This window comes from Pseudoalteromonas sp. NZS11 (assembly GCF_015864765.1).
Lineage (GTDB): Bacteria > Pseudomonadota > Gammaproteobacteria > Enterobacterales > Alteromonadaceae > Pseudoalteromonas > Pseudoalteromonas arctica.
The window spans coordinates 17126-27746 of sequence record NZ_JADYWP010000016.1 but is presented as its reverse complement, the minus strand read 5'-3'; the positions used below and the strand labels follow the sequence as shown (position 1 = coordinate 27746).

Annotated in this window: 11 protein-coding genes; 3 read left to right on the top strand and 8 right to left on the bottom strand. The window is 39.7% G+C overall.

The window, feature by feature from the left end; all coding sequences use genetic code 11:
• Positions 1–108 precede the first annotated feature (108 nt).
• Positions 109–732 (top strand): GGDEF domain-containing protein, encoded by a 624-nt coding sequence (locus I6E82_RS19390; protein WP_231616962.1) that lies wholly within the window; start codon positions 109–111, stop codon positions 730–732.
• 2 nt (positions 733–734) lie between these two features.
• On the opposite strand, the gene I6E82_RS19385 is transcribed toward I6E82_RS19390, so the two are convergent.
• On the bottom strand, positions 735–1919 hold the full coding sequence (locus tag I6E82_RS19385; RefSeq protein WP_197118505.1) for an NAD(P)/FAD-dependent oxidoreductase: 1185 nt from the start codon (positions 1917–1919) through the stop codon (positions 735–737).
• 328 nt (positions 1920–2247) lie between these two features.
• On the opposite strand from I6E82_RS19385, the gene I6E82_RS19380 reads away from it, so the two are divergent.
• Positions 2248–4374, top strand: coding sequence for a S8 family peptidase (locus I6E82_RS19380; protein ID WP_197118504.1), 2127 nt, complete (start codon positions 2248–2250; stop codon positions 4372–4374).
• A 104-nt stretch (positions 4375–4478) separates the two neighbouring features.
• On the opposite strand, the gene I6E82_RS19375 is transcribed toward I6E82_RS19380, so the two are convergent.
• The 7 genes from I6E82_RS19375 to rplU all read right to left on the bottom strand — a co-directional run bounded on the left by I6E82_RS19375 (position 4479) and on the right by rplU (position 9166).
• Entirely contained in the window at positions 4479–4952 is a 474-nt protein-coding gene (locus I6E82_RS19375; protein WP_197118503.1) for a peroxiredoxin, read from the bottom strand.
• Between the two features lie 130 nt (positions 4953–5082).
• Positions 5083–5967, bottom strand: coding sequence for a UTP--glucose-1-phosphate uridylyltransferase GalU (galU, locus tag I6E82_RS19370; protein WP_165722154.1), 885 nt, complete (start codon positions 5965–5967; stop codon positions 5083–5085).
• A gap of 294 nt (positions 5968–6261) precedes the next feature.
• Positions 6262–6639, bottom strand: coding sequence for a DUF3718 domain-containing protein (locus I6E82_RS19365; protein WP_007586082.1), 378 nt, complete (start codon positions 6637–6639; stop codon positions 6262–6264).
• A 78-nt stretch (positions 6640–6717) separates the two neighbouring features.
• Positions 6718–7209, bottom strand: coding sequence for a type 3 dihydrofolate reductase (gene folA / locus I6E82_RS19360; protein WP_165722155.1), 492 nt, complete (start codon positions 7207–7209; stop codon positions 6718–6720).
• Positions 7210–7282: 73 nt separating this feature from the next.
• The gene (gene cgtA / locus I6E82_RS19355; protein ID WP_007586086.1) at positions 7283–8440 is read right to left on the bottom strand and encodes an Obg family GTPase CgtA; all 1158 of its coding nucleotides are present in this window, start codon (positions 8438–8440) and stop codon (positions 7283–7285) included.
• Positions 8441–8580: 140 nt separating this feature from the next.
• On the bottom strand, positions 8581–8838 hold the full coding sequence (gene rpmA / locus I6E82_RS19350; RefSeq protein ID WP_002957747.1) for a 50S ribosomal protein L27: 258 nt from the start codon (positions 8836–8838) through the stop codon (positions 8581–8583).
• A 16-nt stretch (positions 8839–8854) separates the two neighbouring features.
• Positions 8855–9166 (bottom strand): 50S ribosomal protein L21, encoded by a 312-nt coding sequence (gene rplU / locus I6E82_RS19345; protein ID WP_002957748.1) that lies wholly within the window; start codon positions 9164–9166, stop codon positions 8855–8857.
• A 422-nt stretch (positions 9167–9588) separates the two neighbouring features.
• Between rplU and ispB the strand changes: the two genes are divergently transcribed.
• On the top strand, positions 9589–10560 hold the full coding sequence (gene ispB / locus I6E82_RS19340; RefSeq protein WP_010553338.1) for an octaprenyl diphosphate synthase: 972 nt from the start codon (positions 9589–9591) through the stop codon (positions 10558–10560).
• The last annotated feature ends 61 nt before the right edge of the window (positions 10561–10621 follow it).

The window sequence follows — 10621 nt, the reverse complement described above, 5'->3', positions numbered from 1 at the left end:
GAGCAACTTAATAATCGTCCGAGGAAGACACTTGGATTTGAAACGCCTGCAAAATTGATGCAGGATCACTTGGCGGCTAAAGCCGCCTAAACGTTATGCACTTCAGATTTGAATCCGCGTATTTTAATTTTTAGATTTTACGAAAAAACACGGTTTTCGGCATACACTCGATTATCTATCCGTAACTTAGAAATTCAACACTTAGCAGAAACCGATAAGTTAACTGGGCTTTATAACAGGCAAAAGTTTGATTTTGAATTATCACAGTTAATTGCTAAAAACGACGTTTTTAAAACCCCGCATTGCTTACTTATTTGCGATATAGACCACTTCAAGAATATAAACGATACCTACGGGCATTTAGTTGGCGATAACGTACTCACTGAATTTTCTAAAATATTAAAAATGCGTATGGGAAATGATGCACTTATTGCGCGATGGGGTGGAGAAGAATTCACTATTATTTTATCGAACACCTCTTTAAATGATAGCGCTAAAAAAGCTGATGACCTGAGAAAATATATTGCCGAAAACACCATTACAAATATAGCATTTACTATAAGTATTGGGTTAGCAACGATACAAAAAGACGATACAGTGCTAAAACTATTGGAGCGGGCTGATACAGCGCTATATAAGGCTAAAAATAATGGACGCAATAAAGTATGTGTTAGCGATAACGATTCAACCGTTATCGCTCAATCAACTTACTTAAATGGGTCTATAGCCTAAGCTTAAGCGTACTGCCCACAAGCAAATCCACAGCTCCAAGCATACTGGAAATTGTAGCCCCCTAACCAACCCGTTACGTCAGTTACTTCGCCTATAAAGTATAGGCCTTTAGCTTTTTTAGCTTCAAAGGTTTTTGAGCTCAACTCGTCGGTATCTACACCCCCCAAAGTTACCTCAGCAGTACGATAGCCCTCGGTCCCATTAGGCTTTATTTGCCACGCATGAATATAATTTACCAGCTCATCTATTTGAGCATGTGTAAGCTGATTAATATTACAATCTGGTATCGCTTTGCTTTCGTGCAGTATTTCTATAAAGCGTTTAGGTAAAATAGTCGCAAGGCTGTTTTTTAACGACTTTTGGGCTTGTGTTTCACGCCAATCAGCAAGTTGCTGCCTTAAATCAATTTCAGGTAATAGGTTTATAGTTACAGCCTGCCCTGCTCGCCAAAATGAGCTTATTTGCAATATTGCAGGGCCCGATAACCCTCGGTGAGTAAAGAGGATATTTTCTTTAAATACAGTGCCGTCTTCGCTTGAAACTTCACAAGGGATACTAATTCCCGAGAGCCCTTCAAAACGCTCTTTATCGTGCTGGTGCAAAGTAAATGGTACAAGTGCTGCCATAGTTGGTAACACGCTTAAGCCAAACTGCTCTGCAATTTTATAGCCTATTGGTGTAGCCCCTAGTTTTGGCATAGTTAAGCCACCTGATGCTATAACTAACGACTCACAGGTTAAGGTTTCTTGCTCTGTGGTAACGCTATAGCCGGTTTCGGTTTTTGATACGCTGATCACTTCACTGCGTAGCTTTATATTTACTCCGGCCCACTCACATTCGGTTAGTAAAATATCAACAATGTCTTGTGCATTGTTATCGCAAAAAAGCTGGCCTAGTGTTTTATGGTGATACGCCAAGCCATGTCTGTCCACCAGCTCAATAAAGTCATGCTGTGTATAACGACTTAAGCATGATTTAACAAAATGAGAGTTTGTGCATAAGTAGTTATCCGGGGTTGCATTTTCATTTGTAAAATTGCAACGCCCACCACCACTTATTAAAATTTTACGACCTGGTTTTTTCCCCATATCAAGTACTGTAACGCTTCGGCCACGGTATCCAGCTTGCGCTGCACACATTAATCCTGCTGCTCCCGCACCTATTACAATTACATCTACTTGGGTCATTTATTTATCTCATTAAAAAATTTGCTCGATTATAGCAAAGTTTAATAGCTAACAACGCAGCATTTGAATTATTAGTAATAACACAACAAAAACGCATCAGTAATAAGTAGGGAATAATTACCCTCACGATAAAACAACCCTTTATACTTATTTTTAATTTATATGACAAATACTAAACAACGAGTAAACCGCTAAAAACCTGGGTTATAACTAAATGAAAGAGGTACATAATAAATTGATATTTTAACATGGTTAACAGATCGTTTACTTTTGTTCCCGCATCGTGATCTTATATCACGAAATAATAAATAAAAATCTAGGGATAATTATGACAACTAGTAAAACTTTTAAAAGATGCGCAATTGCAATTACAGTTAGTACGCTTTTTGCAGCAACATCTGGCATGGCTCAATCAGTTTCAAGTTCAATGGCTGAAACATCGGCTAAACTACAAAGCCAAGGCAGTTTCGAAACTCAGTTCATTATTAAATATAAAAATAATAACGAAATGGCAAGCCTCTCAACTGCAGACGCAAGCCTGTCTAGCATGAAAAAGCGCGCACAAAGCTTTGTCAAAAACTTCGCTTCTAAAAAAGGCAAAGTAAAAGCAAAATATATTCGTGCAATGGCACTTAATAACCACCACGTAATGCGTGCTGATAAAAAATTAAGTACAGCAGAAGCCCAAGAGTTTATGCAAGAAATGGTTGATTCTGGCAATGTTGAATACATTGAAGTGGATCAAATGTTAAAGCCGTTTTCAACTCCTAACGACCCTCGCTTTGATGACCAATGGCACTACTACGAGCAAGCCGGTGGTTTAAACTTACCTACTGCATGGGATACCGCAACGGGTAGCGGTGTAGTTGTAGCTGTACTAGATACGGGTTACCGCCCACATGCCGATTTAAATGCTAACATTTTACCGGGTTACGATATGATCTCTAACCTATCGGTAGCTAACGATGGCGGTGGTCGCGATAGCGATGCACGTGATCCTGGTGATGCTGTTGCTGCGAATGAATGTGGTACTAACGGTGCACAAAACTCTAGCTGGCACGGCACGCACGTAGCCGGCACAGTTGCTGCGGTAACCAATAACGGCGAAGGCGTTGCAGGCGTAGCTTATAACGCAAAAGTAGTGCCTGTTCGTGTACTTGGTAAGTGTGGTGGTTTAACCTCAGATATTGCAGACGGTATTATTTGGGCATCTGGCGGAAGTGTTTCAGGCATTCCTGCTAACTCAAACCCTGCAGATGTAATAAACATGAGTTTAGGCGGCAGCGGTTCATGTAGCTCGACAACTCAAAATGCAATTAACACAGCACGCAGTAACGGCACTGTGGTAGTTATTGCTGCAGGTAACGATAACGATAACTCGGCAAACTACAACCCAGGTAACTGTAATGGTGTAGTAAACGTAGCCTCAGTAGGTCGTAATGGCGGCCGAGCTTATTACTCAAACTACGGTAGCAATATTGATGTTGCAGCACCGGGTGGCGCGCAAAGCTTTGCAAACGACTCTGAAGGTGTTCTATCAACTTACAATTCAGGTTCGTCTACACCTTCAAGCGACAGCTACGGTTATTCGCAAGGTACATCAATGGCTGCGCCTCACGTAGCAGGTGTTGCGGCACTTATTAAGCAAGCAAAACCAGATGCAACGCCTGACGAAATAGAAAGTATTTTAAAATCAACAACCCGTTCGTTCCCTGCTACATGTACTAGCTGTGGTACGGGTATTGTTGATGCAGCCGCAGCTGTTGCAGCTGCAAGTGGCGGCACTACTCCGCCTACAGGCGGTGATAGCGAGCTTATTAATGGTAAAGCTAAAACAGGTTTAAGTGGGGCTGCAAATGCACAAGCGTTTTACACTATGACCGTACCAAGCGGTGCAACTAACGTAACATTCACTATGAGTGGTGGTACTGGTGATGCTGATTTATACGTACGTGCGGGCAGTAAACCTACAACTACTACCTATGACTGTCGCCCTTATAAAGGCGGTAATAGCGAAGAGTGTTCTATTGATAACCCTACTGCGGGAACTTACCACGTAATGCTTAACGGCTACTCTGCGTATTCAGCTGTGAGCTTGGTAGGTAATATTACTGGTGGTTCATCGTCTGGTGGCGGTACAGGCACTCCACAAGCTGGCGGCGGCACTATAAGCGATGTGACAGCCAATACCGGTCAGTGGAAACATTACACGTTAGATGTACCTGCAGGAATGAGTACGTTTGCAGTAACAACGTCGGGTGGAAGTGGCGATGCAGACTTATTTGTAAAATATGGCAGCCAACCAACAACCACTACGTACGATTGTCGCCCTTATAAAAATGGCAACGCAGAAACATGTACATTTACCAATCCACAAGCAGGTACTTGGCACTTGAGCGTTAACGCTTATAGCACTTTCTCTGGTTTAACACTTAGCGGACAATACCAACCGTAATTTAAAATTTGAGCCGTAAATAAAAAACCGATGTTGTTTCCAACATCGGTTTTTAAATAGTAAGTAGCTGATTAATTAAAGCTAAAACCTACACTTTATTACTGTTATAGCTTCTCTAGTACTGATTCTGCACGGCTTACAACAAACTCTTTGTCTTGCTCTACAAATAAACCAGTTACTACTTCATTTTCAATAACCATAGCGTAACGCGTTGAGCGTAAACCACCAAAACTAGCGGTATCTTTATCAAGCCCTAACGATTTAGTGAAACTTCCATCGCCATCAGCAAGCATGGTAATTTCTTGCGCGTTTTGCGAGTCGCCCCATGCTTTCATAACGAATGCATCATTAACAGATACACAGTAAATAGCATCAACACCTTTTGCTTTAATTTTATCAGCAAGGGAAATAAATTCAGGTAAATGGGCATTTGAACACGTTGGTGTAAACGCACCAGGTACTGCAAATAACACGACTTTTTTACCTTCAAACAACTCTTTATTTGTAAGAGATTGCATACCGTCGTCAGTTAATTGCGTTAACGTAACTGCTGGTAATTCTTGGCCTGGCTCAATCATGGTAATTCCTTGAAAAAATTAATACAGAATAAGTAATAATCGTACTACGTAGCCTACTTCTATGTATAAAAAGTAAGGCTAACTTAGTAGCTCAAAACAGCCTACCATAGAACGAAGAATACGCGCTGTATTAAGGTAAATTCAAATCGTTTATAAAACTTGAAAAATCATTACCTAGCTTTTCATCTCGTAGACTGTACTCAACAATTGCTTTTAAGTAGCCTAACTTATCTCCACAATCGTGAGAACGACCACTCATATGAAATGCTTCTACGGTTTCTTGTGCCATTAATGCGTCAATAGAATCTGTAAGTTGTATTTCACCGCCAGCACCTACAGACGTTTTTGCGAGTAGAGGCCAAATATTCTTACTCAGTACATATCGCCCTACAACAGCAAGATTTGAAGGTGCTAAATCTGCATCAGGTTTTTCAACCATTGCTTTAATTGCAGCACTTTTACCTGGCATTAACTCAACACCGTTTATATCAGCAATACCATATTTACTAACGTCTTCTTTAGCTACCGGCTCAAGCATTATTTGGCTTGCTTGAGTTTCTTTAAAGCGTTTAATCATAGCCGCTAAGTTTTCAGTTTTTTGGTCCGCTGTATAAGCATCAAGTATCACATCTGGCAGGAGCACTACAAAGTTATCGTCACCAACTATTGGCTTAGCACACAAAATAGCATGCCCTAGCCCTTTAGCTTCACCTTGGCGTACACTCATAATGGTGACATCAGGCGGACAAATAGAGCGAATCTCATCTAATAAAGCACGTTTAACACGTTTTTCAAGAGTAGCTTCTAGCTCGTAACTTGTATCAAAATGGTTTTCGATTGCATTTTTAGAGCTGTGTGTAACTAATACAATATCTTTAATACCGGCAGATACACATTCGCTGACAATATATTGAATTAGAGGTTTATCAACTATAGGGAGCATTTCTTTTGGAATAGCTTTTGTCATAGGGAGCATTCTCGTCCCTAAGCCTGCTACTGGAATTACAGCTTTCATATCTATCCTTAGTGATTAAGTTTGTAAATAAACTAGCAGATACAAAATAGATACCAGCTGAATAAAGTTACCTCTTTTGAAGAAGTAAATTTGAAGCTGCTTTTAAAATGAAGACTCTACACTTTGGGAATATAAAATAGATAGGTAAATAGTGAACTTATTAATGATTTTGTTGGGGGGGTGAGATTACATTAGCTAAATAAAAAAGCCTGAGATTGTTATTAATAACAACTTCAGACTAATCAATATTTAACAATACCTTACTGAAGGTAGAGTTATAAAACCTTTTTATAATTAAAGACCAGCGCGATCTTTAATCACTGCAATAAGTGGTGAGCTAGCAAAGTTGCCTTCAGCCCAAGCAATATCAGCACCATCTGTTAACGCACTTTTTGATAAGTTTTTAACTATATACTCACCAGTATCCACTGCATTACTAGCAACAGCATGGCGTAATAAGTTATTACCATTACATTGTACTGCATCATAAATATTACGAATTTTTACACGAGAGCTTTTAAGCTTGCTGCGTAATCGGTTTTTATCGTCTGCCGCAATATATTCACAAATAGATACTGCTAATTGATCTTCAGCATTTGCAGGTGCTGTATACGAAAAAGAACTTACAGCGACAACAGCAGTAAGTGCAACTAGCTTTGGTAATTTAAACATGACAAACCCTTTATAATACTTTGTTCTTATATAGACTATCAAATATTATATCAATCTATCAAAAATTACGCAATAATGTTAATGTACTTTATACAAAGTTACGAATTTATAACTAGATTTGTTTTTTTCATCAGGGAGGTTTTCTTGCTCTTCTTTCACGTCCCAATTAGCAACTTTATTGTAATCAGGAAACTGTGTATCGCCTTTAATATCTAAATCAATAAAGGTTAAATACAAGCGTTCTGCTTTTGGTAAAAATTGCTCATAAATATTACCGCCACCAATAATCATTACTTCTTCAACAGCACAAACTAGTTCTAGTGCGGCCTCTGGTGTAGTTACCACTTCAATACCCTCTGCAGTATATTCGCTGTTTCGAGTAATAATAATATTACGACGCCCAGGTAAAGGACGGCCTATTGACTCAAAAGTTTTACGACCCATGATCACAGGTTTACCCGTAGTTACTTTTTTAAAATGCTGAAGATCCGCAGGTAAATGCCATGGCATTTTATTATCTAGGCCAATTACACGGTTATTTGCCATTGCTGCAATCATTGAAATTATCATAATAAACACCTAGTACTTTATTCTTAAACAAAGAAAAAGGAGCATAAGCTCCTTTTTAATAAATTCTATTTAATTAACGCTCGTAGACAACTTCTACGTCGTAATCATCTTCATCCCAGTCGTCCCAATCATCATCATTGCCTTTACCTTTAGTGGCTTTTTCATGATAGGTATCCCACTTGAATTCAACTTCTTCATCTTCAACTTGTACAAACTTCTCTTTAGGCATGCTATCAAGTAGTGTCATTATGTTGTGGATTAAAGGTTGAGTATTAAGTTTATTAATTGCTGAAATGTGATAAATATTTTCAGTTTCGCCCAGCTCTTCTGCAATCGCTTCGCATAGCGCTTTTGCTTCATCTTCTGGTAATAAATCTATTTTATTAAACACTAACCAGCGTGGTTTTTCAGCTAATTTAGGACTGTATTGGTGTAGCTCGTTAATAATCGAGAATGCATTATCAACAGGGTTTGAACCATCTACCGGCATTACATCAATAATGTGCAATAACACACGACAACGCTCTAAATGCTTCAAGAAGCGAATACCTAGGCCTGCACCATCAGATGCACCTTCAATTAGACCCGGAATATCGGCTATAACAAATGATTTATTTGCTTCAGGACGTACTACACCTAAATTAGGAATAAGCGTCGTGAATGGATAATCAGCTACTTTTGGTCTTGCTGCAGATACACTACGGATAAACGTAGATTTACCTGCATTTGGTAATCCTAGTAAGCCTACATCAGCTAATAATAGTAACTCTAACTTTAAGTTACGTACTTCACCGGGTGTGCCCAATGTTTTTTGACGAGGTGCTCGGTTAGTACTTGATTTAAAACGTGCATTCCCCAAGCCGTGGAAACCACCTTTTGCAACCAAAATTCGTTGACCATCTTGAGTTAAGTCACCAAGTCCCTCTTGGGTATCAACATCCATGATGCGCGTGCCTACAGGCACCATAACAAATAAGTCATCGGCTTTTCGGCCTGTACAGTTACGGCTACGACCGTTAGTACCACGTTCAGCTCTATGAAAGCGCTCAAACTGATAATCAATTAGGGTATTTAAGTTTTCATCAGCTTGTAGATAAACACTACCACCGTCTCCACCGTCACCGCCGTCTGGTCCACCATCTGGAACATATTTTTCACGACGGAAAGACACGATGCCGCTGCCACCGTCTCCAGCTTCTGCGCGAATTTCTACTTCATCTACAAACTTCATGATTACTCACTTTAGGGATTGGCTTGTTTAATAACTCTATTATATACCCAAGCCAACACAAATGCAGGCTTGGGTATATATTTTGACTGACTACAAAACAAAAAACCCCGCAAAGGCGGGGTTTTTAACTACCTTACTGATTACTCAGTTACGATAGTTACGTATTTACGGTTTAAAGGACCTTTTTGTTCAAACTGAACTTTACCATCTGCTTTTGCGAAGATAGTGTGGTCTTTACCGATACCTACGTTAGTACCAGGGTGGAAACGAGTTCCACGCTGACGAACAATGATGCTACCCGCTAGAACTGATTCGCCACCAAAACGCTTAACACCTAGGCGTTTGCTTTCTGAATCGCGACCGTTACGAGTACTACCAGCTGCTTTTTTATGTGCCATTTCTAAGTACCTCTAATTAAGCGCTAATGCTAGTGATTTTAACTTCAGTGAACCATTGACGATGGCCCATTTGCTTACGAGAATGCTTACGGCGTCTAAATTTAACAACCTTAATCTTCTCACCGCGACCATGTGAAACAACCTCAGCTGTTATCTTGCCACCGTTTACGAACGGTACACCGATCTCGATTTTCTCACCATCAGCAACTAAAAGTACTGAATCAAATTCTACTGCCGCACCAGTTTCAACGTCTAATTTTTCAAGACGAATCGTTTGACCTTCAGTCACACGATGCTGTTTACCACCACTTTGGAAAACCGCGTACATAATTAACTCCGTCTGTGCACCCTCAAATCGGCGCAACTAAAATATTCTTCGATAGGGCGCGAAGTTTACGCTAACGCGAAATAACTAGCAAGCCTATTTTGTAATTAAAATGAATAAAAAGTAGCTGCTTTGAGAGCAATTCAATATTTACCCCATTTTATATTAATTAGCCCTTTTGCCAAGCGCTTTTTAACTCTTAGTCGAAATAAATTAATGTACTCAAATATGACCCTCACAGCTTAATATCTAAGCACACCATAAACTGTATATTGATTATCAATTAATCAGTTATCTTGGCTAATTCAGTCTAAATTAAGTACTTTAATAGTGTTTTTTCAATCAATCGTCACAAAATATCGAGCTAGTGCATTTTTTGTTGTACAATCTGCGCCGTTCACACATAAAAATTGGCTCGGAGATCAATGGATATAAAAGCTATCCAGGCGTTAATCGAAAGCGATATGAATGACGTCAATCAACTTATACATGCGCAAATGCGCTCAGATGTGGCGTTAGTTAATCAGCTTGGTTTATATATAGTTAGCAGTGGCGGCAAACGCGTTCGTCCAATGCTCGCGATTTTAGCAGCCAAAGCGCTCGGTTATCAGGGTAAAGATCACATAACACTTGCAACAATTGTTGAGTTTATTCATACAGCAACGCTATTGCATGATGATGTTGTAGATGAATCAAACTTACGACGTGGCACACCTACGGCAAATGCTGAATTTGGTAATGCTGCTAGCGTATTGGTTGGTGACTTTATTTACACTCGTTCATTTCAGCTTATGGTTGGTCTTGGAAAAATGCAGGTTATGCAAGTACTTGCCGATGCAACAAACATTATTGCTGAAGGTGAAGTATTGCAGTTAATGAACTGCAACGACCCAGATACGACCGAAGCCAGTTATATGCAGGTTATTTACTCTAAAACAGCTAAGTTGTTTGAAGCAGCGACAGGCCTTGCTGCCATTATTACTGAGCAAGACCAGACTACTCTCGATGCACTAAACCTATATGGTATGCATTTAGGTACTGCGTTTCAGCTAGTAGATGATGTACTCGATTACAATGCAGATGCTGAGCAGTTGGGTAAAAACATTGGTGATGATTTAGCTGAAGGCAAACCAACGCTTCCACTTATTTATGCTATGCAACATGGTAGCGAGCAGCAAACGCAGCTTATTCGTGATGCAATAGAGCACAGTAATGGTATGGAGCATTTAGAAGAAATTTTATCGGCACTAAAGCAAACTAATGCGCTTGAATTTACAATGCAAAAAGCAGAGCTTGAAGCTGACAAAGCTATTGCCTGTTTAGACTTTTTAGCTGAGTCTGACTATAAGCAAGCACTCATAAGCCTTGCCCGTATTGCGGTTGACCGCGACCACTAGTTTTAACTAGTTACACAGTGTGAAATTAATTCTGAGCAATAAAAAAGCCTGCAAATGCAGG

Excerpts from the sequence above, each read along its gene's own strand:
- folA (WP_165722155.1), bottom strand. The coding sequence starts at position 7,209 with ATGATAATTTCAATGATTGCAGCAATGGCAAATAACCGTGTAATTGGC.
- I6E82_RS19375 (WP_197118503.1), bottom strand. The coding sequence starts at position 4,952 with ATGATTGAGCCAGGCCAAGAATTACCAGCAGTTACGTTAACGCAATTA.
- cgtA (WP_007586086.1), bottom strand. The coding sequence starts at position 8,440 with ATGAAGTTTGTAGATGAAGTAGAAATTCGCGCAGAAGCTGGAGACGGT.
- I6E82_RS19385 (WP_197118505.1), bottom strand. The coding sequence starts at position 1,919 with ATGACCCAAGTAGATGTAATTGTAATAGGTGCGGGAGCAGCAGGATTA.
- ispB (WP_010553338.1), top strand. The coding sequence starts at position 9,589 with ATGGATATAAAAGCTATCCAGGCGTTAATCGAAAGCGATATGAATGAC.
- galU (WP_165722154.1), bottom strand. The coding sequence starts at position 5,967 with ATGAAAGCTGTAATTCCAGTAGCAGGCTTAGGGACGAGAATGCTCCCT.
- rplU (WP_002957748.1), bottom strand. The coding sequence starts at position 9,166 with ATGTACGCGGTTTTCCAAAGTGGTGGTAAACAGCATCGTGTGACTGAA.
- I6E82_RS19365 (WP_007586082.1), bottom strand. The coding sequence starts at position 6,639 with ATGTTTAAATTACCAAAGCTAGTTGCACTTACTGCTGTTGTCGCTGTA.
- I6E82_RS19380 (WP_197118504.1), top strand. The coding sequence starts at position 2,248 with ATGACAACTAGTAAAACTTTTAAAAGATGCGCAATTGCAATTACAGTT.
- rpmA (WP_002957747.1), bottom strand. The coding sequence starts at position 8,838 with ATGGCACATAAAAAAGCAGCTGGTAGTACTCGTAACGGTCGCGATTCA.